The 23,097-nt window shown below is 72.8% G+C and carries 28 protein-coding genes; 21 read left to right on the top strand and 7 right to left on the bottom strand.

All coding sequences use genetic code 11. The features are described 5' to 3' along the window. The first annotated feature begins 26 nt into the window (after positions 1-26). The 10 genes from AB0J36_RS15535 to AB0J36_RS15490 all read left to right on the top strand — a co-directional run bounded on the left by AB0J36_RS15535 (position 27) and on the right by AB0J36_RS15490 (position 7,313). Entirely contained in the window at positions 27-437 is a 411-nt protein-coding gene (locus tag AB0J36_RS15535; protein ID WP_363660774.1) for an HK97 gp10 family phage protein, read from the top strand. Continuing rightward, positions 437-1,426 carry a hypothetical protein gene (locus AB0J36_RS15530; protein WP_363660773.1) on the top strand — a complete coding sequence of 330 codons (990 nt, stop codon included), beginning with the start codon at positions 437-439 and terminating at the stop codon, positions 1,424-1,426. Before AB0J36_RS15535 ends, AB0J36_RS15530 begins: the two co-directional genes overlap by 1 nt. Then, positions 1,423-3,552: a hypothetical protein gene (locus AB0J36_RS15525; RefSeq protein ID WP_363660772.1), complete on the top strand. Its 2,130-nt coding sequence runs from the start codon at positions 1,423-1,425 to the stop codon at positions 3,550-3,552. The genes AB0J36_RS15530 and AB0J36_RS15525 overlap by 4 nt, the downstream gene beginning before the upstream one ends. 9 nt (positions 3,553-3,561) lie before the next feature. Next, positions 3,562-4,026 (top strand): hypothetical protein, encoded by a 465-nt coding sequence (locus AB0J36_RS15520; protein ID WP_363660771.1) that lies wholly within the window; start codon positions 3,562-3,564, stop codon positions 4,024-4,026. Between the two features lie 9 nt (positions 4,027-4,035). Beyond that, positions 4,036-4,800 carry a hypothetical protein gene (locus AB0J36_RS15515; RefSeq protein WP_363660770.1) on the top strand — a complete coding sequence of 255 codons (765 nt, stop codon included), beginning with the start codon at positions 4,036-4,038 and terminating at the stop codon, positions 4,798-4,800. Next, positions 4,797-5,075 (top strand): hypothetical protein, encoded by a 279-nt coding sequence (locus tag AB0J36_RS15510; RefSeq protein ID WP_363660769.1) that lies wholly within the window; start codon positions 4,797-4,799, stop codon positions 5,073-5,075. The genes AB0J36_RS15515 and AB0J36_RS15510 overlap by 4 nt, the downstream gene beginning before the upstream one ends. Further along, positions 5,072-5,311, top strand: coding sequence for a hypothetical protein (locus tag AB0J36_RS15505; RefSeq protein ID WP_363660768.1), 240 nt, complete (start codon positions 5,072-5,074; stop codon positions 5,309-5,311). Before AB0J36_RS15510 ends, AB0J36_RS15505 begins: the two co-directional genes overlap by 4 nt. Positions 5,312-5,319: 8 nt before the next feature. Further along, on the top strand, positions 5,320-5,571 hold the full coding sequence (locus tag AB0J36_RS15500; protein ID WP_363660767.1) for a hypothetical protein: 252 nt from the start codon (positions 5,320-5,322) through the stop codon (positions 5,569-5,571). A 226-nt stretch (positions 5,572-5,797) separates the two neighbouring features. After that, positions 5,798-6,805: a helix-turn-helix transcriptional regulator gene (locus AB0J36_RS15495; protein WP_363660766.1), complete on the top strand. Its 1,008-nt coding sequence runs from the start codon at positions 5,798-5,800 to the stop codon at positions 6,803-6,805. 208 nt (positions 6,806-7,013) lie between these two features. Continuing rightward, on the top strand, positions 7,014-7,313 hold the full coding sequence (locus tag AB0J36_RS15490; RefSeq protein ID WP_363660765.1) for a flavin reductase: 300 nt from the start codon (positions 7,014-7,016) through the stop codon (positions 7,311-7,313). A 156-nt stretch (positions 7,314-7,469) separates the two neighbouring features. On the opposite strand, the gene AB0J36_RS15485 is transcribed toward AB0J36_RS15490, so the two are convergent. The 7 genes from AB0J36_RS15485 to AB0J36_RS15455 form a co-directional block, all read right to left on the bottom strand. Continuing rightward, the gene (locus AB0J36_RS15485; RefSeq protein WP_363660764.1) at positions 7,470-7,892 is read right to left on the bottom strand and encodes a hypothetical protein; all 423 of its coding nucleotides are present in this window, start codon (positions 7,890-7,892) and stop codon (positions 7,470-7,472) included. 2 nt (positions 7,893-7,894) lie between these two features. Beyond that, positions 7,895-8,677, bottom strand: a complete 783-nt coding sequence (locus tag AB0J36_RS15480; RefSeq protein WP_363660763.1) for a DUF2637 domain-containing protein — start codon at positions 8,675-8,677, stop codon at positions 7,895-7,897. Further along, positions 8,677-8,877: a hypothetical protein gene (locus AB0J36_RS15475; RefSeq protein WP_363660762.1), complete on the bottom strand. Its 201-nt coding sequence runs from the start codon at positions 8,875-8,877 to the stop codon at positions 8,677-8,679. The genes AB0J36_RS15480 and AB0J36_RS15475 overlap by 1 nt, the downstream gene beginning before the upstream one ends. Positions 8,878-8,969: 92 nt before the next feature. Next, complete coding sequence (locus tag AB0J36_RS15470) at positions 8,970-9,575, bottom strand: hypothetical protein (protein WP_363660761.1); 606 nt, start codon at positions 9,573-9,575, stop codon at positions 8,970-8,972. After that, complete coding sequence (locus AB0J36_RS15465; protein ID WP_363660760.1) at positions 9,572-9,835, bottom strand: hypothetical protein; 264 nt, start codon at positions 9,833-9,835, stop codon at positions 9,572-9,574. The genes AB0J36_RS15470 and AB0J36_RS15465 overlap by 4 nt, the downstream gene beginning before the upstream one ends. Before the next feature lie 73 nt (positions 9,836-9,908). Beyond that, on the bottom strand, positions 9,909-10,118 hold the full coding sequence (locus AB0J36_RS15460) for a hypothetical protein (protein ID WP_363660759.1): 210 nt from the start codon (positions 10,116-10,118) through the stop codon (positions 9,909-9,911). Positions 10,119-10,311: 193 nt separating this feature from the next. Next, entirely contained in the window at positions 10,312-10,608 is a 297-nt protein-coding gene (locus AB0J36_RS15455) for a hypothetical protein (RefSeq protein ID WP_363660758.1), read from the bottom strand. Between the two features lie 88 nt (positions 10,609-10,696). On the opposite strand from AB0J36_RS15455, the gene AB0J36_RS15450 reads away from it, so the two are divergent. From AB0J36_RS15450 to AB0J36_RS15400, 11 genes are all read left to right on the top strand, one after another. Continuing rightward, entirely contained in the window at positions 10,697-10,885 is a 189-nt protein-coding gene (locus tag AB0J36_RS15450) for a hypothetical protein (RefSeq protein ID WP_357393560.1), read from the top strand. Between the two features lie 68 nt (positions 10,886-10,953). Beyond that, entirely contained in the window at positions 10,954-12,204 is a 1,251-nt protein-coding gene (locus tag AB0J36_RS15445; protein ID WP_363660757.1) for a DUF222 domain-containing protein, read from the top strand. Positions 12,205-12,286: 82 nt separating this feature from the next. Then, entirely contained in the window at positions 12,287-13,513 is a 1,227-nt protein-coding gene (locus tag AB0J36_RS15440) for a hypothetical protein (protein WP_357171272.1), read from the top strand. 59 nt (positions 13,514-13,572) lie between these two features. Next, positions 13,573-14,310: a VOC family protein gene (locus AB0J36_RS15435; protein ID WP_357122828.1), complete on the top strand. Its 738-nt coding sequence runs from the start codon at positions 13,573-13,575 to the stop codon at positions 14,308-14,310. A 93-nt stretch (positions 14,311-14,403) separates the two neighbouring features. Next, positions 14,404-14,862 carry a DUF2975 domain-containing protein gene (locus AB0J36_RS15430; RefSeq protein WP_355051731.1) on the top strand — a complete coding sequence of 153 codons (459 nt, stop codon included), beginning with the start codon at positions 14,404-14,406 and terminating at the stop codon, positions 14,860-14,862. Next, positions 14,862-15,077 (top strand): helix-turn-helix transcriptional regulator, encoded by a 216-nt coding sequence (locus tag AB0J36_RS15425; RefSeq protein WP_355051732.1) that lies wholly within the window; start codon positions 14,862-14,864, stop codon positions 15,075-15,077. The genes AB0J36_RS15430 and AB0J36_RS15425 overlap by 1 nt, the downstream gene beginning before the upstream one ends. Continuing rightward, positions 15,074-15,229 carry a hypothetical protein gene (locus AB0J36_RS15420; protein WP_357122834.1) on the top strand — a complete coding sequence of 52 codons (156 nt, stop codon included), beginning with the start codon at positions 15,074-15,076 and terminating at the stop codon, positions 15,227-15,229. Before AB0J36_RS15425 ends, AB0J36_RS15420 begins: the two co-directional genes overlap by 4 nt. Before the next feature lie 108 nt (positions 15,230-15,337). After that, a complete protein-coding gene (locus AB0J36_RS15415; protein WP_363660756.1) occupies positions 15,338-18,523 on the top strand; it encodes an ABC transporter permease in 3,186 nt (1,061 codons plus the stop codon). Next, positions 18,520-21,216 (top strand): FtsX-like permease family protein, encoded by a 2,697-nt coding sequence (locus AB0J36_RS15410; RefSeq protein ID WP_363660755.1) that lies wholly within the window; start codon positions 18,520-18,522, stop codon positions 21,214-21,216. Before AB0J36_RS15415 ends, AB0J36_RS15410 begins: the two co-directional genes overlap by 4 nt. A gap of 1 nt (position 21,217) precedes the next feature. Next, the gene (locus tag AB0J36_RS15405; protein ID WP_357171279.1) at positions 21,218-22,213 is read left to right on the top strand and encodes an ABC transporter ATP-binding protein; all 996 of its coding nucleotides are present in this window, start codon (positions 21,218-21,220) and stop codon (positions 22,211-22,213) included. An 11-nt stretch (positions 22,214-22,224) separates the two neighbouring features. Continuing rightward, positions 22,225-22,950, top strand: coding sequence for an ABC transporter ATP-binding protein (locus AB0J36_RS15400; protein ID WP_357171581.1), 726 nt, complete (start codon positions 22,225-22,227; stop codon positions 22,948-22,950). The last annotated feature ends 147 nt before the right edge of the window (positions 22,951-23,097 follow it).

The raw sequence follows: 23,097 nt of genomic DNA, 5'->3' as shown, positions 1-23,097 counted from the left end.
CTGGCGCGACTGAAGGCGGGGGTGTGATGGCCGACAAGATCCGGGTGACCGGGCTGCGCGAGTTCCAGGCGCAACTGCGCGCCATGGATGCTGGCCTGCCCAAGCAGCTCCGGCTGGCGCTCAACGAGGCCGCCGACGAGATCATCGACTACGCCGGGCCGCGCTTCCCCCGCCGCTCGGGCGCCGCCGCCGCGTCGCTGAAGGCCCGATCGAGTCAGCGGGTGGCCCGCATCGCCCTGGGCGGCCGGCGCGCGCCGTACGCGCCGTGGCTGGACTTCGGCGGCCGGGTCGGGCCGGGCCGGTCGGTGGTGCGCCCGTACATCCGAGGTGGCCGGTACGTCTACAAGGGCCTGGAGGTCCGCCGTGACCGGGTCACCGAGATCATGTCGGCCGCGCTGACCGCGCTCGCCCGTGACGCCGGGCTGGAGGTCACCTGATGGCCAACCAGGTCACGCTCACCTTCGCTGGCGAGGACAAGCAGCTCCACGACTCGTTCAACCGGGTCGGCGGCGCGGCCCGCGACATGGGCCGGGAGGTCGATGCGGCTGGCGGGAGCTTCGACCGGGCCGGCGAGGCGGCCGACAACCTCGACACGAAGTCGATGGGCTTCCGGGACACCCTGACTGGCGTCGAGGACGGCATGAAGGGCATCAAGATGGCCACCCAGGATGGCCTCGGCTTCGAGTCCCTGCTGCTGCTCGGCACCGGTGTCGGCGACCTGGCGTCCGGCTTCTACAACTTCCTGATCCCGTCGATGAAGTCCGCGGTGACGTGGTTCCGGGCTACGACCGTCGGGCAGTACGCCGCCGCCGCGGCGACGAAGGTGTGGACAGCCGCGCAGTGGCTGTTCTCGGCCGCGCTGTGGGCGTCGCCCATCACCTGGATCGTGGTCGGGATCATCGCGCTGGTCGCCGTCATCGTGCTGATCGCGACGAAGACGGACTGGTTCCAGCGGGCCTGGCGCGCGTCGTGGACGTGGATCAAGAATGCGGCGTCGAACGCCTGGGACTTCATCAAGAAGATCCCCGGGTGGACCGGCGACGCGTTCGGCAAGGTCGCCGGGTTCATCACCCGCCCGTACCGGGCTGCGTTCAACGCCGTGGCTCGCGCGTGGAACGGCACGGTGGGGCGGCTGTCGTGGACGGTGCCCGGGTGGGTGCCGGGCATCGGCGGCAACTCGATCAGCGTGCCGAACCTGCCCACCTTCCACGCGGGCGGCCGGGTGCCGGGCGCTCCGGGGCAGAACGTGCTGGCGATGCTCCAGGCCGGCGAGACAGTCACGTCGGCGGCCGGCACCGGCGGTGGGGCGGCCCTGACGATCGACTCGGCCGGGTCGCAGCTCGACAACCTGCTGCTGGAGGTGCTGCGCCGGGCCATCTCCAACCGCGGCGGCAACGTCCAGGTCGTGCTGGGCGGCGCGAAGTGACCGCCCCGGCCGCCCGCGCCCGCTTCCAGGTCAAGGTCGAGCTGTACCTGGGTCCGATCCTCAGTTGGGTGGACATCACCGCCGACCTGCGCGGACCGGTGACCATCACCCGGGGCCGCACGTCCGAGGGCACCCGGGCCGACCCCGGCCAGTGCGGTTTCCGGCTCGACAACCTGTCGGGGGACTACTCGCCGCGCAACCCGCTCGGCCAGTGGTACGGCTACCTGGGCCGCAACACCCCGGTGCGTGTGTCCGCCGGCCCGGTCGGCGGGGCGCTGGTGGGCCGCTTCTACGGCGAGATCGCGTCGTGGCCGCCCGGCTGGAACATCAACGGCTCGGTCCGGTACGTCGACGTCGACGCCGCCGGGATCCTGCGCCGGCTCGGGCAGGGCGAGCAACCGAAGTGGTCGCCGATCCGCCGCACCGCCCAGGCGGGCACGCCGCTGCTGGCGTACTGGCCGCTGGAGGACGAAGCCGACGCCACGGAAGCCGCCTCGGCGGTCAACGGGGTGGCGCCGATGCGCCGCGCGGGCACCGTGGCATTCGCCGCCGGCGACGTCAACGTGTCCACCGCCGGCACGATCCGCTGGGGCACGCTGCCGCTTCCGTCGCTGACGGCCGCCGGCAGCCTCACCGGGCGGGTGCCCCTGGGCGTGTCCACGCCGGTGGCGTGGTCGGTGCACGTGTTCTGGCAGTCCGTCGGCGGCAGCGACGACAACCTGGCGCTCATGGGCTGGGACGCCGCCCCGGGCGGCACATACGCGCGGTGGGAGCTCGTCCAGGACCGCGGCGGCGTGGACGGCACGTACCTGGTGGGCTACTCGGGCACGGGCGCGGCGACGGTGGTGTGGAGCACCGTGTTTACGTTCGGCGGCCCCGCAGACCTGGTGATCTCCGCCGCGCAGTCCGGCGGGAACATCAGCATCACCGTCAAGTTCGGCACCTTGACCACCAGCGCGTCGGTGGCCGGCACGCTGACCCGGATCACCACAGTCGCCCTGAACCCCAACCTGGCGACCTTCGCCGTCGCTGACGAGTTCATCGTGGGGCACCTGCGGATCTGGGACACCGCCACGGTGTCGCCGATGACGTTCAGCGACCTTCAGTCGTACCGGGGCGAGACGGCTACCGCCCGCCTGGCCCGGGTGTGCACAGAGGCGGGCATCCCGCTGACCGGCACCGCGACGGCGTCGAAGACCGTCCTGGGCCCACAGCCCGTCGCCACGTTGCAGGACCTGCTCGACGAACCCGCGGAGGCCGACGGGGGGATGCTCTTCGAGCAGCGTGGCGCCCTCGGGCTGGCCTACCGGACCCGGGCGAGTCTCTACAACCAGACACCCGTCGACCTGCCGTACACGCGGCTGATCCCGCCGTTCGCGCCCGTCGACGACGCCAGCCGGGTCCGTAACGACGTGACGGTCAAACGCGCCGGCGGCAGTTCGGCGCGGTCGGTGCAGACCACCGGCCCACTGGCCGCCGTACCGCCACCGGCCGGCGTGGGCGTATATCGAACCGAGGTCGAGCTGAACCTGTTCGCGGACGGACCCCTGCAGGACCACGCGGCGTGGATCCGCCACCTGGGCACCGTCGACCAGCCGCGCTACCCGTCCGTATCCGTGCAGCTCGCGTCACCGGACTGGCAGGCGGACCTGTCGGGGATCGCCGCGCTGCTCGCCGTGGACAGCGGCGACGCCCTGCGGGTGACATCGCTGCCGTCCTGGGCGGCCGGTGACGCACGTCTGCTGGTGACCGGGTACACGGAGACGCTCGACGAGTGGCTCTGGCAGATCACCTACACCGGGGTGCCCGCCTCACCGTGGGACGTCGCCCGCGTCAACGGACCCCAGCGCGTCGCGGTGCAGGGGGCGACGCTGGCCGCCGGCATCACCAGCACCGCCACGTCACTGTCCCTGGCCACCCCGACCGGGCACCTGTTCACCGTCAAGGCGGGCTCATTCCCGCTGGACCTGCTGGTCGGTGGGGAGCAGGTGCGGTTGTCGGCGATCTCCGGGTCGAGCAGCCCGCAGACCGCGACCGTGTCCGCCAGGTCCGTCAACGGCGTCGTCCGGGCGTGGCCGTCCGGGACTCCCGTCACCGTGTACTCGCCTGCCGTCGTGGCCCTGTGAGGAGAGACCATGTCTGTTGCTGCTGGCGATGACCTCACCGCCCCGCGGCTCAACCCGATTAGCTTCCAGCTCCAACTGGGCGCGCAGTACACCCTGACGGCGACGGCCACCGACCTGACGCTCACCAACGTCACCGCCGGCTACGCCTCGGGCACCACGTCGGTCGTGGTGCCCGAGGGCGGCATGACCGGCCTGGCCGTGTGGCAGGGCGACTTCCAACTCACGACGGCCGGCACCATCACCGCGGCGACCCTGGACCTCGTCATCGACGGCGCGGTCCCGACCAACGCGCCGTCGGCGATTTGGGACCCCGGCAACGTCTCGGATGGCCGGGCCACGATCCCCGGCCACTGGCCGTTCGCGCTGGCCGCCGGGTCGCACTCGTTCGGCTTGCGCGCCGCCGTGGCGCTGTCCAGTGGCCAGGTGAAGCTCAACCCCAAGCACACCTGCCTGTCCATCTACCTGCACCCGTAGGAGGCCCTGATGCGCGCCGCGAACATGCAGGCCCTGACTGCCGACGTCAAGCGCCGGTGGCCGGGCGTGGTCGTCTACGGCGTCGGGGACGCCGCGCACCAGGAGCGGGCGTCGGACCACAACGAGGATGACACCGCCGGCAGCAAGGCCGCTCAGTCCGACCCGGACGGACGGCCCGAGCACCGGGCGATCGACGTCATGCTCGGGCCGTCCTTCAGCAAGGCCGACGCGGACGCGCTGGTGACGCGGGTGCTGGCCGACCCGGAGGCGCGTAGCCGCCTGTACGGGGTGATCTGGCACGGCTCGCAGTGGTGGCGGTCGAACGGCTGGGCCAGGCAGGCGCGCACCACCGACCCGCACACCGACCACATCCACTTCAGCGGCCTCGCATCCGATGACGAGAACACCGCGAGCTGGCCCGCTGTGGCCGGAGAGGACGACGACATGTCGGAGCGAGCTAGCCGGGTCATCGAGGCCTGGGCGGTGGGCCTGCAAGCCACCAAGGCCAACGAGACGGTGGAGCCCGTGAAATGGCGGGTCCGCGACGAGGCGTGGCAGAAGAAGACCGACGCGACCCTCGCAGCGGTCCTCGCCGCCGCGAAGGGCCTCAACACCGAGCAGATCCTCGCCCGCATCAACCAGGTCGCCGCCGCCGAGTCGGAGCGCGACGCCGCCCTGGCCGAGCTGGTTCGGGCGGCGCAGTCGGGCGAACTGGCCGCCGACCAGTTCGTCGACGAGGTGGCGCGGCGACTCTCGGGCCAGGCAAGTGAGTGACCGCCGAGCGCATCCGGCAGACGGTACGGGACTGGTGCTGCGTGCTGCTTGGCCTGGCGATAGTTGGGCACCAGGCGTTCATCGTCCCGCCGGGCAAGGCGTCGGAGATGTTGGTGCTGGCCGGGATCACGCTGCTGACCGGTCCGGCGGTGGGTGGAGCTATCGGCCTGCGCCGGGAGGCCAACGCCAACGGATCTGGCTCTCCGTCGTCGCCCTCGTCATCGGCGTCGGGACCATCGTCGTCTCCGGCGCCGTCCGGGGTGGGTGAGCCGTGACGTTCAACGGATGGCGGGTGCTCGTCGCGGTGCTGCTCGCCGCGTTCGCGTCGTCCGCCGTGTCGATCATCTACAGCAACGAGGCCGCCCGGCAGTCCGAACGGCGGTGGTGCGGCGTGGTGAGCACCCTCGACGACGCGTACCGGCAGACGCCCCCACAGACCCCCGCCGGGCTCAAGATCGCCCGGGACATCCGGCAGCTCCGAGCCGACTTCGGCTGCCCCAACGACCAGTAGGAGAGACCATGTCGATCCCGTCCGTCAACCCCGACTCCGACTCCACCGAGCCCTTGGTGACCGTCGGCACCATCACCGCGGCGGTCACCGCCGTGCTCGGCCTGCTCGTCGCGTTCGGCCTACCGATCGACGACGACCAGCAGGCGAGGATCCTGGGCGTCATCGCCGTGGCCGCCCCATTCGTGGTGGCGTTCTGGGGCCGCCGTCAGGTCTACGCCCCGGCGACCGTCGCCCGGCTGCTGCGCGGCCGGCACGGGTGACCCGACCGCCCAGGCCGTCCGCACCGCCGGCGCCCAAGCCGACGCGGACGACACGACCAGCAGGCCCTGCAGGGCCACGGCCACCGGCACCACCCCGGGGCCGTTGACGAAACGTTGGCCTCCGGGCAACGGTTGTGACGAAACTCCGAGGTAGCGTCGGAGGTGGTGGCCCCGCCGGTGTAGAGGCCGGCAGGGCTGCCGCCCCCGTCCTCTACCGGGAGCGCCCATGCCCGCCCGCATCAACACCGTGGTCGACCCACGATTCCCCGCCGAACTCGCACGGCTCCGCGCTGCCCGCGGCCTGTCCCTGCGCGACCTGGCCGCCCTCGCTCACTGCGGGAAGTCCTACCTGGGCGACCTGGAGAGCGGGCGGACCCGACCCACCTGCGAGGCCGCCGCCCACCTCGACGAACTGTTGGGGGCGGGCGGTGTACTCGCCGCGATGGTCGCGGACGCCCCACCGGTGACCACTCCCGACGACGACCAGCGGATCGCCCACGTCATCGCCCATCCCACGCGCCTGGACGCCGAGAGCGTGCGCCTGCTCGCCGACGTCCTCGCCGCGCAACGGCGACTCGACGACGCGCTGCCCGCCCCGATGATGCTGCCGTGTTCGGTGCCGCAGTGGCGCACCGCGCACGACCTCGCCGTCAACGCCCGAGGCCCGCACGCGGACGCCCTGCGCGAAGTAGCCGCCGAGTGGACCCAGTTCGTGGGCTGGTTGCACGCCGAGGCCCGCAACGACACGGACGCGGTTCGGGTGCTGGGTGAGGCCACCGACCAGGCGGACGCGCTCGGCTCCGGTCCGCTGGCGGCGCAGGCGCTGAACTTCCGTGGCTACCTGGAGCGTCAGCGCGGCAACCCGCGCGGCATCGTCCGCTACTTCCTGGCCGCCTTCCACACGCCGGGCGCGTCGCCGTTGCAGCGGGTGGGGGACGCGATCCAGGCCGCCCACGGGTACGCGCTGCTGGGCGACCGGACCACGGCGGCGCGGCTGCTCGGCGAGGCGAGTGATCTCACCACGTCCGCCGAGGCCGCGCCACCGCCGGCTACGGCGTACTGGCTGTCGCCGACGTTCAGCCGAATGGGCCTCGGGTTGGCGTACCTGGCGCTCGGCGACCGGACCGCCGCCGCCGACAACCTGCGGGTCGGTCTGGCCGGGCTGCCGGCGGACCAGCGGGACGCGGAGTGGACACACGAGTACCGGCACGCCCTGGTGTCCGCCACCGACTGATCCTGTCCGCCACCTGTTCCCGGACAGCGTCACCGTTCCGACCTGCACTAACGCTCCGTAGCGTCCTGTTCACGGGACGGCGGTGGCGAACATCCGAACCCGACGCGATGTGTGCGACCGTCGCCGCCGTTCCGCCGAGAGGCGGTGGGCGTCCGCGCCGACGATGACCGGACGCCCACTAGCCACCCAACGCCAGGGGGCGGCAGTGATGGGTGAGATACCGACAACCGTGCGGGCGGCCCGGGCGCTACAAGCCGAGCGATCCGTGGCCGCGCTCGACGGGCGGATGGCCGGCGAGCACCTTCCCCGCCGGCCGCAGTGGGACTGTCTCGCGTGCGAACAGGACTGGCCGTGCGACCCGGCGCGGGTACGCCTCGCCGAGGCGTACGGGGACAACCGAATCAACCTCGCCATGTACGTCGGGTCGCTGCTGTTCGTGGCGACCGCCGAACTGCCGGACGCCGACCCCGCCGACCTGCATGAGCGGTTCGTCGCCTGGACCCGGTGATCCAACAGCGGGACCTGCACTGTCGTAACGACAGTGCAGGTCCCATACTGTCGGTCATGAGTGCTGGTGGATGGAGACTCAACCCGCCGGAGGACTACCGCCGGGCCGGATGGCGGGACCGCTTGCGCCTCGTCTGGGCGCGGCTGCTGCGCCGGGTCACCGCGAGGTCGTGAGCTTGCACTGAACCTGGCCGGCGGCGCGCTCCCGGACCACCTTCTTCCCGTCGGTGATCTCACAGCGGAACAGATCGGTACGGTGCCCCGTCGCGGTGATCGTGACGTCGATCTTCAGCCCCGACGTGTAGTCGAGCGTCTGCCGGTAGGGCCCGCTGGCGATCTTCTCCCGCGTGTGGTCGCCCCGAGCGTCGCCGACCTTCGACGCGCGCACCCACACGTCGTACGGTCCGCTGGCCTCCGTGATCTGGATGACGACGGTCCGCTTGGCCTTCGGGTCGGCCTGGCGGTCGTCCGCCGGCCGGTCGCTCTTGGTGCCCTCGCCCTCGCAGGCGAGCACGGCGGCGAGCGCGGCCACGACCGCCGCGACCTTCACGGCGCGGCGCTTGCGGTTGATCTGGAGCATGGTCAGACCTCCTGTGTTGGGTGGTTGCGTCGGGCTGAGGCGATCCGGCCGCCCAGCTCGACGAGGCAGATCGAGGCGACGACCACCAGGCCGTCGACCGACAGGGGAAGCAGGTACTGGGCACCGCCGGTCTCCCCGTACCGGGAGGCGACCGCCGCCATGTGCCAGTAGCTGACCCACGCGGCGATGCCGGCGATGACCGCCGTGGCGATCCACCGGGCCACGGCAAGGTGCCGTCGATACACCGGCACCCGGGAGATGAGTTCGACGGTCAGCAGCAGGGCCAGCGGCGACCACGCCGAGATGACCTGCGAGATCAGCTCGTCCCGGGCGTGCAGCACGTTGCCGGCGATCGACGCCGCCACCCCGAGAGCGAGCACCGCCCGGACCGCCCAGCGGACCCGCAGAAGCTGCTTGCGGTCCGCCGGGGTACCCGGGTGTCCGACCGGCGCGACCTGCGGCGACGGCTCGGCAGATACCGCCGTTACGGCAGGGCCCGAACCCGTCCCCGAGTTCGGGGACGCCCCGGCGGGCGCGACGAACACCGGCCGCAGGTCCGGTCCAGGCTCGGCAGGTAGCCCCGCGTCCGGCCCGGTGTCCCGCAACCCCCCGTCGAGCAGGCGAGCCCGCAACTCCTGCGCCTTCGGGGCGCCGATACGGAACCGGCGCATCAGCTCGTTGCGGGCCGGCACCTCGCCCAGATCTTCGGCGATCTCGCGCGCCGCCGGCAGCAGCTCGTCGACGGGCTGCGGGTAGCGGGTGCCGTTGATGGCGGGCGCGGTCATCAGTTGCCACCCCCGATTCGCTCAAGAGCGTCAGCCACCGTGTTCACGAGCAGACCGGCCCGCTCGATGGTGAGGGTGATGAGTTCGCGGGGCTCGGCGCCGGCCGAGGGCACGTCGCCCGGGTTCCACGCGGCGAGGTGGATCGTCGGACGGCCGACCCACTCCGGCTTGATGATCTGCACAGTCAGCAGCTCGTCCACGTGGAAGAACCGCGAGCCGTGCGACCCGCTCCCCGTGGCGGTCGCGCTGCACTCCGACGGGTGGCACCAGCGCGGGTGGACCCTCGCCCGCCTCACTTCGCGTCCCCGTTCTCGGGCCACTCGCCGTGCTCGCGGAAGTTCTCGATCCACCGGCCGCGCTCGCGCAACCAGGCCTCAAGGTCGACCACCGTGGAGTCGGCGGCCGGCGGCGTCTCGGACCACCACCGGGCCTCTTCCGCCGCCCGGCCCGGAGTGACCCCGGCGGACTCGGCGACGTCGAGCAGGTCGTCGGTGGCCGGCGGGACGGAGTCCCACAGCGCCCGATCCTCGTCGCCGTCGAGGAGCTGCTCGGCGAGACGGCGCACGCCCTCCGGGTCCGCCTCGGCCGCCGCCGCGACCATCAGGAAGTCGTCGAGCTGCCGCTGCATCGCCTGGCCGCCGATGTGCGCGGCCAGGTCGAGGATGTCGTCAGGGGACGCGTCGGGTCGCTCCAGGAAGTCACACGCCAGGGCGTCGTACAGATCCCGCTCGCCGTCGCGGTGACCCCACAGGCGGCCAGCCTGAAGCGAGGTGTCGGCGACCGCGTCCAGGTCGGAGCCCGTGAACCGCTGGCGGCGCGAGCGGCTGTTCAGCGCCACCCGGGCCGGCCGGCGGTTCCACTGGTCCCACCGCTTGAGGCGGGCGCGGCGGGCGCTCACTGGTCGCCGCCGAAGTTGCCGGTGCGGTAGACGTAGAACTCGCCGCACGTCCGCTCGACGCCGGGCGCGATCTCGATCGGGTACGCGGTCAGGTCGACCGTCGACGCCGCCTCGATGACGCCGCCGGCGTGGGAGCCGCAGGCGTAGACCGACGCGTCGAGCGAGCCGAAGGCGTCACCGGCGGGGTCGGGGCTGTAGATCTCGATGCGCCCGGTGGCCGGCTGGTCGCACGCGGGCACGGTGAACGGTAGGTTGCTCATGGGTCGCCTCCACGGGGCGATCAAGGGCCGGGAGCACAGGAGCGCCAACTCCTGCCCGGCCCGCCTTATGGGGTCAGTTCCGCCGGTGTCGAGCGGCAGTGATCAGGGTCTGCGGGATCCAAACTGCGGCGATGGCGACGATCACGGACCCACGGGGATCCCAGGTGAGGCCGAGCATCGCGGCCATGCCGAGGACGAACGCGACCCCGGCGACCAGCGCCACGGCGAGCGCGACGAAGACCTGGGCGACGGGGCGGGGAACGCGGGTACGCTGGGTGGACACGAACGCCTCCTGGAGAGCGTGAAACTCGCCGGATAATCTCCGCGTCTACGCTCGTCGTCGGGTTGCGTCCTACCTGGTCAAGTGCCCCGAGCGCATAAGGCTAGAGGCTCGGCTCCCCGAAGATGCCCGGCGAACCCAAGCGGGTGCAGCCCAGCCGCGCCAAGCGCACCCCCGAGGACGGCTAGGTCCGTCGTCACGAGGGCGGCCGAGCCGTCCACGCCACAAACCTGTCGAACAGCTCCCGAGGGTCGGGTACCGCGTCCGGGTTCAGCTTGAGCAGGTCGGCCGTCGCCTCGAACAACTGGCTCGCCAGGTAGACCGACAACCCCACCCGATCCCGCCGGTACTGCATCGTCAGCAGCAGTCGGGCCGGCGGGCACGGCCAGGCGGCCGCGCAGACGCGGCACAACCACAGCGGGCGCATCGGCGTGTGCGGGCGGATCGCTCTCCGCTGGACGTACGGGACCGGCGGCTCGTTCGGCGAAGGCATCACCCCATCGTGGGTGATGCTGTTGCCGGTGTCAACAGCCTGCGTAGTTGTCGGAGTGGGCGGACAGCGCCGCTGTCATCGTCAACGTGTGGACTTGGTTGGCGTAGCGGAGATCCGGGTGATGCTCGGGAACGTGTCGCGGCAGCGCGCGTCGGTCATCGCCAACCAGCGCAACTTCCCGGAGCCGGTCGCCGTGCTGGCGATGGGCAAGGTCTGGCGGAGGTCGGACGTCGAGGCGTGGATCAGGAAGTACCGTCCGGAGTCCACGACCAGTTGACCGATCGGCGGCGCACGTCGCGAACGCGGCGGCGCGTTCTTGTCGTACACCTGTTCTAGAATTTGCCTGTGCTCGATGAGCTGGCGCGGGCGGACCGGGCGGTGGCGGCGTGTGCCGACACCGCCGTCTGGGCCCTCGCTGACCACGATCTGATCGCGGCGCTCGACGCCAGCCACCGGCTGACGCAGCGGCTGGCGGCGGTGCAGTTGGCGGCGATCCGTGAGTTGGACGGTCGGGGCACGGCTGTCGCGCAGGGGGCGTCCTCGACGGCGGTGTGGCTGCGTGAGCGGCTGCGAGTCGACATCGCCGCCGCGCGCCGGCTGGTCGCCCTCGCGGCCTCGGTCGACGTCGCGCCGCCAGGTGTGCGCCAGGCGCTGACGGACGGCACGGTCAGCGTGGAGCAGGCCCGGGTCATCGCCGACACGGCCGCCACGGTGTCAGCCGTGGCGGGTGCGGAGGTGGCCGACAAGGCGGTCGGGGTGCTCGTCGAGTGGGCGGGGCAGTTCGATCCGACGCTGCTGCGGCGGATGGGCACCCGCATCCTCGATCACGTCGCTCCCGGTCTAGCCGACGCCGCCGACGCGGCAGCCCTGGCCGCCGAGGACGCCCGGGCGGCCCGCGACCGGCACGTCACCGTCTCCGAGCAGACCGGTGGGCGGCTCCGGCTCAGCGGCATCCTCGACGCCGAGGCCGCCGCGCTGCTCCGCGCCGCCATCGACCCGCTGAGCGCGCCCGCCGGGCCGGACGACAACCGCTGCGCTGGTCAGCGTCGCCACGATGCCCTCGCGGACGTGTGCCGACTGGCGCTGCGCACCGGCGAGCTGCCCGAGACCGGCGGCGACCCCGCGCAGCTCGTCGTCACCACCAGCTTCGACGGGCTGACCCGGCAGTTGGGCGCGGGCACGCTCGACGTCGGCCTGCGGCTCACCCCCGACACGGTGCGGCGGCTGGCCTGCGACGCCGCCATCCTGCCGGCCGTACTCGGCGGTGGCGGTCAGGTCCTCGATGTCGGCCGGCAACGACGACTCGTCACCGGGCCGCTGCGCCGGGCACTGGTGCTGCGCGACGGGGGCTGCGCGTTCCCGAGCTGCGACCGGCCGCCGCGCTGGTGCGCCGCCCACCACATCCGCCACTGGGCCGACGGCGGACCGACCAGCCTCGACAACGCCGTCCTGCTCTGCGGCCACCACCACCGGCACGCCCACCAGACCGACTGGGTGGTGCGACTCGGCGACGACGGCCACCCGGAGTTCGTGCCGCCGGCCTGGCTCGATCCCGACCAGCTCCCGCGCCGCAACGAATTCCACCGCCGCACATAGTCCGCAGGGTGGCATCCGCACCGGCCGAGCCAGTTGACATTGTCGATACCCTGCAAGGCGCTGGTCGGGGGAGAGGTGGCTGATGCTCACGGATGTCACGTCGGTACGGGTGCTCGCCTACTTCCCGTGTCAGCTCTCCGCGCCGGCCCCGGCCGAGGGTGACGTGCCCACGGGGTGGAGCGTCACCGACGGCCTCGACGACCTGGCGTTGCAGCCCTACGGTCAACGGCTCCTCGACGACCTGCTCGGCAGCATGCCCCGGCCCACGATGGAGATCAGCGGTGGCGCGGAGGTCCTGCGGACCGCCGGGCAGGAGATCGATCCCGCGCTGTCGCCCACCACGGAATCCGGCGCGTGGCAGGTGGTCTCGGCCCGGATCAGCCTCTGGAACGTCGACTGTGGCCTGGTCTGCGTCACCTACCAACTGCCGGACGGCATCGTCAGCGGCGTCGGCGACGTGGTTGCCGAGGTCGCCCCGCCGGTGCAGCGGATGCTGCCCGCGGTGACGCGGCTCCTGCGTGCCGTCCTGCCGGCGCCGGCCGGTACCGACGAGGTGTTCGTCCTTTGGGCCAACACCACCTTCGCCGTCCGGGTCGATCCGGACTGCGATCCGGCACGCCGACGGGCCATCGCCGAGCGGTTCAGCCCGGACGGCGTGGACTGCACGCCCGACGGCATCTCCGATGGCGTGTTGCGGGTCGGCTCGCACACCACGGCCGTGGTCAGTGACTTCGGGTCGCGCCCGGCCCTGCTGTTGGCCCGGCTGACCGGGGTGCATCACGTCTGCTGGGCGGCGGCCCTGCGCTACGACGCGGTGCTCTCGGCGGAGCTGTCCCAGATTGACCCCGGGCGTGGCGGCCTGTCCATGAGCGCTCTGGAAGACCAGGCCAAGCGCATTCTCGGCGGCTACCACCGCATCCGCCTGTTCCGGCTCGGCTATTCGTCGGTGGAGGCGCACCTCGACGCGGCCGGCGGCACCGTGTGGAACGCGCTGGAGCAGCAGTGGAAGTTCCGGCTCGTCCTCACCACGCTGGACGAGCGGCTCGACTTCGTCCGGACGCTGCACCAGCAACTGGTCGGCCGCCTCCAGGACCGCCGGTCCCGCCTCCTCAACGAACTGGTGCTGGCCTTCACCTTCCTGAACATCTTCGCCATCGTGCTCGCCGCCCTGACTTTCGTCGCGCTGCCGAGCCTCGACGTCGGGCTCCTGGCCTCGGCGATCGGAGTGGTGATGCTGCTGGCGAACCTGACCGCGTACCTCGCGTTCCGTCGCCAGATGAACGACCCGGGTCGGGCCTCCGGCGCGTGACCGGCGGTCGACCTGAATAGGGCTGCATAGGGCGCGCGAGCATCGATAGCATCGCCGCCATGGCGACGCGGCTTGTGCAGATCAACATGAAGGCTCGGGACGAGGTGGCGCTCGGCGAGTTCTGGGCCGAGGTGCTCGGCTGGGAGATGTCCAGCGAGGGGCCCGGTGTGACCAACCTCGAACCGAAGGGCATCGGCTATCCCGATCCCGTCGCCGTCTTTATCGACATCGTCGTCTCCGACGAGCCCAAGACGGGAAAGAACCGCGTACACGTGGACCTGGCGACGACCTCGACGGCGCACCAGGCCGAGGTCGTCGCGCGCCTGAAGGATCTCGGCGCGACGCCCGTCGACGTGGGTCAGGGGGACGTGTCGTGGATCGTCCTGGCCGACCCGGAGGGCAACGAGTTCTGCGTGCTGGACTGGCACGACCCGGACCAGGACACCGGCCCGATCGCCTCCGTGGTGGTCGACTGCGCGGACCCGAGAGCCATGGCCCGTTTCTGGGGCGAGGCGACGGACTGGACCGTGCACAAGGTGACCGACGACAGCGCGGTCCTGCGCTCGTCCCGAGGCGTGGGTCCGTACCTGCAGTTTCTGCGGACGCCCGACGTGAAAACGGGGTGGAACCGTGTCCACCTCGACGTGCGCCCGTACCCGAACGACGAGATGGAGGCCGAGGCGGCGCGACTGCTGGCTCTCGGCGCGACCCCGATCGACCTGGGCGACAGCACCATCCCGTGGAAGGTCTTCGCCGATCCGGAGGGCAACGAGTTCTGTCTCCTCACCCCGATGTGATCCGCGTGGCACCGCCGCACGTCAATCGTCGTACCGATTGACTTTCGATAGGTTACGAGCGAAACTCGATGCATGCTTGTTGAACGTCGAGCGGTGTCCGCTCTCCGAGTGTTCCTCCTGGTGCTGTTCGGGGTCCTGGTCCTCTTCCAGACCCTCTCGCTGCCGGGGCAGTTCGCGCACATGGCGCAGGAGTCGCCACAGGACGCGTACCTCCGGTGGCCGGCGACGATCGTGACGGTCTTCTGGGTGCTCTGCGTCCAGGTGGTGATCGTCGCGACGTGGCAGCTGCTCAGCCTGGTCAAGAACGACCGCATCTTCACCGAGGCGTCGCTGAAGTGGGTGGACGCCATCGTCTGGGCCATCGCCGCCGCGTGGCTGGTGCTGGTGGGCGTCTTCCTCTACGTCGGGTTCAACGCCGACGACCCCGGACTGCCGCTCCTGCTGTTCCTGCTGACCGTGGGCGTCACCGTGCTGGGCCTCCTCATGGTGGTCATGCGCGCCCTGCTGCGGCAGGCCACCACGCTACGGACCGACATGGAAGCGGTGATCTGATGCCCATCGTCGTCCGGATCGACGTCGAGTTGGCCAAGCGCAAGATGAGCGTCGGCGAGTTCGCCGAGCGCGTCGGGCTCACCCCGGCGAACGTGGCGGTGCTCAAGAACGGCCGCGCCAAGGCCGTCCGCTTCAGCACCCTCGAAGCGATGTGCCGGGTGCTCGAATGCCAGCCCGGAGACCTCCTCGAATGGGTCGAGGAGGAGACCGCGTGAGGTACGTCGTCGCCATCGCGGCCGTCGCCCTCGGCGTCACCGCCGTCGTGTACGGAGGGGCCGACGACTCGCCGGGCCTCCAGCTCATCGGCGCATTGCTCGTCGTGGGCGCGATCGCCTTCGCCGTACGGGCGGCCCGACGCGGCGCGTGACCGCGCCGGCCGTTCTCGTAATAACGATCATGTAACGGGCGCGAACCTTTCCCCGTAGGTGACCTGTCTTGAAGGTCGTCGGCCCACCAGGGCCAGGGGAGGCGTCGGATGAAGCTGGTGTGGAGGCGGGCCCGCGAGGCGCGGGGACTGCTGTTTGCCGCGGTGCTCGCCGCCTTGGTCGCCGTAGCGTTGGTCACCGGCCTGTCGGACTACAACCGACGCGCGGTGGACGCCGGACAACGCGCGTTGGTCGCGGCGTCGCCGGTCGAGGAACGCGGCCTGTTGGTCAGTGGGTCCGGCGGCCGCGACGCCGCCGAGTTCGCCAAGCGTGACGGGGCGGCGCGGGCACAGTTCGCCGACGGGCTCGCCGGAGTGCCGGTCGCCGTCTCCGCCGCGCGGTACGGCACCGGCCGGGAACTGACCGGCGATCTCGGCTCGGTGCCGCGCAAGGGCACCGATCCCATCTTCGCGAACCTGGCCACTCTCGAGGGCCTGACCGCGCACGCCGAGCTGACCAACGGGGCCTGGCCCCGCGCCGGAGCGAAGCCGGCCCAGGTGAGCCTGCCGGAGCGGGTCGCCACGACACTCGGCCTGACCGTCGGCGCGCGGATTCCGCTGCGGGACCGCGCCACCGAGAAGGCCAGCGCGGTGGTGCTCGCCGGCACCTGGCGGCCCCGCGACCCGACCGAGGCGTACTGGCTGCTGGCCCCCGGTGTGGGTACGGGCAGCGTCGGGTCCGGTACCTCGTACGGGCCGTTCGCGCTGGACCCGGCCGACTTCACCACCCTCTTTCCGGGCTCGGTGACGGCGTCCTGGCTGGCCGAACCGGACCTCGGCGGTGTCGACGCCGCCGACCTGCCCGCCGTACGGACCGCCGTCAGCGCGGCCGCGGTCACGGTGCCCGAGGCCGCCGAACTGGGCAGCTCGGGGCAGGTCACCACGAAGATCGACCAACTGCTGGACCGGATCGCCCGAGCCGACCTGGTGGGCCGCTCCGCGTTGGCTACCCCGCTGCTGCTCATCCTGGTGCTCGGCGGCTACGCGCTGGTGCTGGTCGCCGCGCTCCTGCACGAGGACCGTCGTCCGCAGACCGCGCTGCTGCGCGCCCGTGGCGCCGCCCGCCGCCAACTGGCCGGCCTGGCCGCCCGCGAGGCGACCCTGGTCGTGGCCCCGGCCGCCCTGCTCGGGCCGGTGATCGCCGGAGAGGCGCTGCGGTTCGTCCGGCCCGGCGGCGCGGCGGAACTCTCCACCGCCGGCGGTAACACCACCCTGATCTGGGCCGCGGCCGCCGCGACGGCCGCCGGCTGCCTGGTCGCCATGGTCGCGCCGACGCTGCGAGGCTCCGGCACGTACGTGGCCGACATGGCCGCCCGATCCCGCCCGAACCGGTCGGCGAGCATCCAGCGCGCGAGCGTCGACCTGGTGCTCGTGGCACTCGCCGTGCTCGCCTGGGTGCAGCTCCGCCGGTACGCCTCGCCGCTCGCCGGCTCGAACGGCCGGCTCGGACTGGACCCGCTGCTGGTCGCCGCCCCGACCCTGGGCGTGCTGGCCGGGGCGGTGCTGGCACTGCGGGTGCTCCCGCCGCTCACCCGGTTCGCCGAACGGTTCGTCGACCGGCGACCGTGGACCGCCACCATGCTGGGCATGTGGCAGGCCGGCCGGCGTCCCCACGCCGGGCCGGTGCTGCTGCTCGCCCTCGCCGTCGGCGGCAGCACGCTCGCCTGGTCCCTGGTCAGCACCGGGGAACGGTCCCAGGTCGAGCAGGCCGGCCACACGGTCGGCGCGGACCTACGGGTGACCGAGCGCGGCGGCGCCGCCCCGGTGACCCGGGCCGGTGAACTCGCCGCGCTGCCGGGCGTGCGCCGGGCGCTGCCGGTGTGGCGCGACGAGATGCGCGTCGGTCGCGGCGACCTGCCCGTCACCGTGATCGGCTTCGACGCGGCCGGCGCGGGGGGCGTCGTCCGGCTCGCCGACCGGCTGAGCGCCGATCCGGCGTCGACGCAGTACCAGCGGATGATCGCGGCCCGGGGCGCTCCCGGCGGCCCCGAACTGCCCGCCGGCACCCGAGCGATCACCGGTACGGCTCGCACGCCCGTCAACGGGCTCTCCCGCCCGCTGAAGGTCACCGTGTCGCTGCTGGTCACCAGCAGCGACGGGTCGGCCTACCGGCTGCCGGCCGTCGACGCCACCAGCGACGGACGGGAGACGCCGTTCACCGTGCGGCTACCCGACGTGGGAGACGCGCGACTGCGACTGGCCGGATTCGAGGCCGACGGCGGAGCGGACGCCGGAAACTCGTACCGGCTCCAGGTGGACGGGTTGACGTTGGTCGGCGCGGACGGCGCCAAGCGGCCCGCCGAGCTGACCGGGGCCTGGAACACCACCGCCGGCGGTAACCCGCCCATCCCGGCCCGGTCCAGCGCGCGGGGCGTCGTCGCCGACTATCCGGTGGACTCGATTCCCGATGGACAGTACGCATTCCATCCGCCCACCCGTTTCGCCATCGTGCCCGCCGGGCAGATCGCGCCCGTTCCGGTCCTCATGACGCCCGCTGTGCGCGACGCGATGAGCCTGCACACCGGCGACACCTTCACCCTGGCCCTTGCCGGCGCGTCCGTGCCGGCCCGGCTGATCGGTGAGCTGAGCTCCGTGCCGACCACCTCGGGGGAGGGCGTACTGCTCGACCTGCCCGCAGCGGTCGAGGCGCTGGTCCGCGGTGGTGGAACCGTCCGGAACACACCCGAGTGGTGGATCGGCGCCGACGACCCGGCGGCCGCCACCCGCGCCGCCGGTGAACTGGCCGGCGTCACCGTCCTCGACCGGCGCGCCGAGATCGCGGCCGCCGCCGACGACCCGTACTGGCGGGGCTCACGCACCGGGATGCTCGCCGCCGCGCTCGGCGCGGTACTGCTCGCCCTGGTGGGCCTCATGGTCGACGTGTGGGCCACCGCACGGCGTCGGCTGAGCGAGTTCGCCGTGCTGACCACCCTCGGCGCGACGCCCCGGCTGCTGGCCCGGGCGCTGCTGGCCGAGCAGACCTTCCTGGCCGGTATCGGCGTCGGCGTCGGGCTGCTGCTCGGCGCCGTGGTCGGGGCCACCATGGCTCCGCTGGTCATCCTCACTCCGGCCGCCGGCCGGCCGGTGCCCCCGGCGGCGTTCGCGCTGCCCTGGGTGCCCATCGGCCTGACCGCGGTCGGCCTGCTGCTGGCGGCGCTCGCCTTCAGCGCGTTCATCGCCACCGGCATCCGACAGCGGGTGGCGGCGGTGCAGCTGCGAATCGGGGGAGAACGATGAGCGTCGGCGCGGCCGCCCGCCGGGTCCGGGCGTACGGCGGGCAGTTCCTGCTTCTGGCGGTGCTGACCCTGGTGGTCACGCTGCTGGTCAGCGGGGTGCCCCGACTGGTCAACCGGCTCGCCGAAGAGGGCCTGCGGGCGCAGCTCAACAGCGAGTCGGCTGACCGCCGGGATCTCAACTACGCCACCGGGGAGGTCGACACCGCTGCGGCACCGGTCATGCCCGGAGCCCGCAAGCAGTTCGACAGCCTGGTCGAGGAGATGCCACCGCAGCTACGGTCCGCCGTCACCGAGCGCTGGTTCAGCGTGGACACCACGCCGAACCTGGTGGTCGGTCCCGACCTGAAGGCCCGCAACCTGCTGGTCCACCTCGGTCTGCGCGCCATGCCCGGCATCCAGCAGGAGAGCACCCTCGTCGAGGGCGCCTGGCCGAACGAGACCTACGTCGCCGGCCGACCCATCGAGCTGGCTCTCGACGCGGACGTGGCGCGCAAGCTCAACCTGCGCGTCGGTAGCCGACTCGACCTGGGTCAGCCCGACGACGGCGGCAAACCGACACCCATGGTGGTGGCCGGGCTGTTCCGACCGGTCGACCGCGCGAGTGGCGCCTGGGGCGGTCTGCCGCAGGTGCTCCAGGTCGTCGAACCGGAGGGCGACGGCCAGCCCTTCATCGGCGTCGGCGTGGTCGCCCCGGTGGTCCTCGACAAGGGGGCCGCGGCCGGCTGGCCGGTGCGTTCGCAGTGGCGTTACCGGCTCGGCGTGGATCGGATCAGCGCGCGCCAGCTCGACCAGATGATCGAGGGCCTGCAACAGTTGCAGCGACACGTTCCGCCCGGTCTCACGTTGACGCAGGCGGTCGACATCCCGCTGCGCGCGTTCGCCGCCCAGGTGAACTCCGCCCGGACCCTGCTCGCGGTGGTCGGTGCGGGCGTCCTGGCCACCCTGGCCGGGCTGATCCTGCTCGCGGCGACCCTGTCCACCCGCCGACGCCGCTCGGAGTTCGCCCTCATCCGGGCCCGTGGCGGCGCGGCCACCGCCGGCGCGCGCCGCAGCCTCGCCGAGTCACTGCTGGTGGTGCCGGTCGCCGCGGCGGTCGGCTGGTGGTTGGGCACCCTCTTCCCCGGTACGCCCGACCCGACCGCGCCGTACGCCGCCGTGGTGACCCTGCTGGTCACCCTGGCCCTGCCGTTGGCGACGCTGACGGTGCAGGGCGTCGGCGCGGCCCGCCGGGACCTGGTCCGGATGCGTCCGTCGACTCGCCGGCTGACCGTCGAGGTCTTCCTGCTGGTGCTGGCCGGGCTCGCCGCCGTGCTGCTGCGCCGGCGCGGGCTCACCCTCGGCGAGGTCGACCCGCTGCTCGTGTCGGTGCCGGTGCTGCTCGCGGTCGCCGCGGCGGTGCTCGCGCTGCGTGCGTACCCGTGGCCGTTGTTGCTGGTCAGTCGGCTCGCCGCGCGTACCCGCGGCAGCGTGACCTTCCTCGGCACCGCACGGGCCGGCCGGTCGGCGGTCGCCGCGCCGCTGGTCGTCGTGGTCCTGGCGATCGGCACGGCGGCCTTCTGCGCGGTCGTCGCCGGCGGCGTCGACGCGAGCCGGGGCCGGGCCGCCGAACAGGTCGTTCCCGCCGACGCGCTGATCCGGGGGGAACGCTTCGCCCCGGACACGGTCGACGCGCTGAACGGTCTGCCCGGCGTCCAGGCCGCCACACCGGTGCTCATCGAGCCGGACCAGCGGCTGGCGGCCGACGAGGTCGGCACCGACGCGCGGATCGGCCAGACCACCGTGCTGCTCGTCGACGGTCCCGGTCTGGCCACGGTGACCGGTGAGTCCGGGGTGGACGTCCGGGTGCCGGAGCCGTTGCGCACCGCCCACGCCGAAGCGGGGGCGCTGCCCGCGATCGTGTCACCGGCCGTCGCCGCCGACCTGGCGCGGACGGGTCTGCGGGACTCGGTGTTCGTCTCGGTGCAGGGCCAGCGGTACGAGTTCCGGGTGGCCGGCGCGCAGGACGGTTTCCCCCTGCTGCCGGCGAGCACCAGCCGGTTCGTGATCCTGCCCTGGCAGGCGCTGCCGCAGCGGGCCACCCAACCGGCGCCGACCAGCCTGCTCGTCGCCGGCGACCGGCTCGACGCGGAGGCGCTGCGGCAGGCCGGTGACGAGGGTCAGTTGCGCTTCCAGCAGCAGGGGGCGGTCACCGGTCGGGCACGGCCACTGGGAGTCACCGTCGACACCCGGGCGGGCGTACGACACCAGCTCGCGGACGGTGGCGCGAACGGCGTCCTGGCCTTCGGGTTCGTGGGCGGCGCCGCCGGCGGGACGGTCCTCGGCCTGCTGGCCATCGCGTTCACCGTGCTGGCCGGGGCGCGGGCCCGGGGGCAGGTGCTGTCCCGGCTGCGCACCCTCGGGCTGTCCCGCCGGCAGTGGCGGGGGCTGCTGCTGGTCGAGCTGACCCCGCTGGTCGGGGTGTCGGTGCTGACCGGAGCGCTGGTCGGCGCGGTGCTCCCCCTGGTGCTCAATCCGGTGCTCGGCCTGTCCGCGTTCACCGGCGGAGTGCCGGTCCGGGTGGCGTTCGAACCCGGGCTGGTCGTCGCGGTGGTCGCGCTCGGCGCGATCGCCCTTGGCTTCGCGGTCGCCGTCGAGGCCCTGAACAACCGCCGGTTGCGCCTCGGCGAGGTGCTCCGGCTCGGAGAGGAGAGCTGAGATGACCGTTACCGCCCAGAGTGCCCTGGTGCCCGATTTGGCTTCCCTGCAGCAGCGGGCCGCGCAACGCGCCGCCGAGCGGGCCGGCGGGCAGGACCGCCTGCGTGGCCACATCGTCTGCGACGGTCTGGTGCGCATCTTCAAGACCGAGGGGGTGGAGGTGGTCGCCCTACAGGGGCTCGACCTGGTCATCGACCGGGGTGAGCTGGTGGCGATCGTCGGCGCGTCCGGCTCGGGCAAGTCGACCCTGCTCAACATCCTCTCCGGCCTCGACACGCCGACCGCCGGCATCGCCCGGGTGGCCGACTACGACCTGCTCTCGCTCTCCGCGAAGCGTCGGTTGAGCTACCGACGGCAGTTGGTCGGGTTCGTCTGGCAGCAGACCGGCCGCAACCTGCTGCCGTACCTCACCGCGCAGGAGAACGTCGAACTGCCGATGCAGTTGGCGGGCAAGCGTTCGGCGCGGGCCCGCCGGGAACGGGCCCGGGAACTGCTCGACCTGGTCGGCGTGGGCTACGGCGCGCAGCGGCGGCCCGGTCAGCTCAGCGGCGGCGAGCAGCAGCGGGTGGCGGTGGCGGTGGCCGTGGCCAACGACCCCGAGGTGCTCTTCGCCGACGAGCCGACCGGTGAGCTGGACGAGGCCACCGGCGCGGAGGTCTTCGGGGCGCTGCGCACGATCAACGCCGAGCTGGGCGTGACCATCGTGGTCGTCACCCACGACCACGCCGTCGCCACCCAGGTCCGCCGGACCGTCGCGATCCGCGACGGTCGAACCGCTTCCGAGGTACGCCGGACCGCGCGCGTCGACGCGGACGGCAACACCGAACTGGTCAGCGAGGAGTACGCGGTGCTGGACCGCAACGGCCGGATGCAACTGCCGGCCGCGTTCGTCGACGCGCTGTCGCTGAAGGAGCGGGTCCGGCTCGATCTGGAGCCCGACCATGTGCAGGTACGGCCCGGTGACCGGGTCTCGGAGGAGCGGGAGGCACGGGCGTGAACTATCAGGACATGGCGGTCGCGGGAGCGGCCTCGACTGCTGGCGGGCCGGGTGTGCCGCCCGCCGAGGTGGTCCGGGTCAGCGGGGTGAGCCGCACCTTCGGCCGTGGTGAGCACGCCGTGCACGCGGTGCGGGACGTCTCGTTCACCGCCAACCGCGGCGAGCTGATCGCCATCCGCGGTCGCTCGGGTGCCGGCAAGACCACGTTGCTGAACCTCATCGGCGGGCTGGACCGGCCGGACAGCGGCCAGGTGGTGGTGGCCGGGCACGAGGTGACCTCGGCCGGGGAGGCCGAGTTGTTGCGGCTGCGCCGGGGCACGGTCGGGTTCGTCTTCCAGACCTTCGGGCTGGTGCCGATCCTCTCCGCCGCCGAGAACGTCGGCGTGCCGTTGCGGCTGGCGCAGGTGCCGGCCGCCGAGCGCGAAGAGCGCGTCGCGGTGCTGCTCGAACTGGTGGGCCTGGGTGGGCACGCCGCCCAGCGCCCGTACGAGCTCTCCGGCGGCCAGCAGCAGCGGGTCGCCCTCGCCCGTGCGCTCGCCAACGAACCGGACCTGCTCATCGCCGACGAGCCCACCGGTCAGCTCGACTCGGAGACGGGACGGTCCATCATGGACCTGCTTCGCGCGGTGGTGCACGCGCGAGGCATGACAGCCCTGGTCGCCACGCACGACCCGGCCCTGATCGACCTCGCCGACCGGGTCCTCGTCCTGCGCGACGGCCGGCTAGTCGACGGCTGACCAACGCCCGCCGCCCGCAACGGCCTGCTGAGCGGCGGTCTGAGCCGGCCGCCCGCCCCCCGCCGCCCGCCGCCCGCCCCCCGCCGCCCGGCCCCCGGGGGCGGGGGGCCGGGGGCCGCGGCGGGGGGGCGCGGCGGGGGGGCGCGC

Origin of the sequence: Micromonospora sp. NPDC049662 (assembly GCF_040675055.1) — a bacterium.
Lineage (GTDB): Bacteria > Actinomycetota > Actinomycetes > Mycobacteriales > Micromonosporaceae > Micromonospora.
This window is presented reverse-complemented; position numbering and strand designations above follow the sequence as displayed.

Coding starts and splice junctions, on each gene's coding strand:
- AB0J36_RS15535 (WP_363660774.1), top strand. CDS start 27: ATGGCCGACAAGATCCGGGTGACCGGGCTGCGCGAGTTCCAGGCGCAA.
- AB0J36_RS15530 (WP_363660773.1), top strand. CDS start 437: ATGGCCAACCAGGTCACGCTCACCTTCGCTGGCGAGGACAAGCAGCTC.
- AB0J36_RS15520 (WP_363660771.1), top strand. CDS start 3,562: ATGTCTGTTGCTGCTGGCGATGACCTCACCGCCCCGCGGCTCAACCCG.
- AB0J36_RS15515 (WP_363660770.1), top strand. CDS start 4,036: ATGCGCGCCGCGAACATGCAGGCCCTGACTGCCGACGTCAAGCGCCGG.
- AB0J36_RS15500 (WP_363660767.1), top strand. CDS start 5,320: ATGTCGATCCCGTCCGTCAACCCCGACTCCGACTCCACCGAGCCCTTG.
- AB0J36_RS15495 (WP_363660766.1), top strand. CDS start 5,798: ATGCCCGCCCGCATCAACACCGTGGTCGACCCACGATTCCCCGCCGAA.
- AB0J36_RS15490 (WP_363660765.1), top strand. CDS start 7,014: ATGGGTGAGATACCGACAACCGTGCGGGCGGCCCGGGCGCTACAAGCC.
- AB0J36_RS15485 (WP_363660764.1), bottom strand. CDS start 7,892: ATGCTCCAGATCAACCGCAAGCGCCGCGCCGTGAAGGTCGCGGCGGTC.
- AB0J36_RS15480 (WP_363660763.1), bottom strand. CDS start 8,677: ATGACCGCGCCCGCCATCAACGGCACCCGCTACCCGCAGCCCGTCGAC.
- AB0J36_RS15465 (WP_363660760.1), bottom strand. CDS start 9,835: ATGAGCAACCTACCGTTCACCGTGCCCGCGTGCGACCAGCCGGCCACC.
- AB0J36_RS15455 (WP_363660758.1), bottom strand. CDS start 10,608: ATGCCTTCGCCGAACGAGCCGCCGGTCCCGTACGTCCAGCGGAGAGCG.
- AB0J36_RS15440 (WP_357171272.1), top strand. CDS start 12,287: ATGCTCACGGATGTCACGTCGGTACGGGTGCTCGCCTACTTCCCGTGT.
- AB0J36_RS15435 (WP_357122828.1), top strand. CDS start 13,573: ATGGCGACGCGGCTTGTGCAGATCAACATGAAGGCTCGGGACGAGGTG.
- AB0J36_RS15425 (WP_355051732.1), top strand. CDS start 14,862: ATGCCCATCGTCGTCCGGATCGACGTCGAGTTGGCCAAGCGCAAGATG.
- AB0J36_RS15415 (WP_363660756.1), top strand. CDS start 15,338: ATGAAGCTGGTGTGGAGGCGGGCCCGCGAGGCGCGGGGACTGCTGTTT.
- AB0J36_RS15410 (WP_363660755.1), top strand. CDS start 18,520: ATGAGCGTCGGCGCGGCCGCCCGCCGGGTCCGGGCGTACGGCGGGCAG.
- AB0J36_RS15405 (WP_357171279.1), top strand. CDS start 21,218: ATGACCGTTACCGCCCAGAGTGCCCTGGTGCCCGATTTGGCTTCCCTG.
- AB0J36_RS15400 (WP_357171581.1), top strand. CDS start 22,225: ATGGCGGTCGCGGGAGCGGCCTCGACTGCTGGCGGGCCGGGTGTGCCG.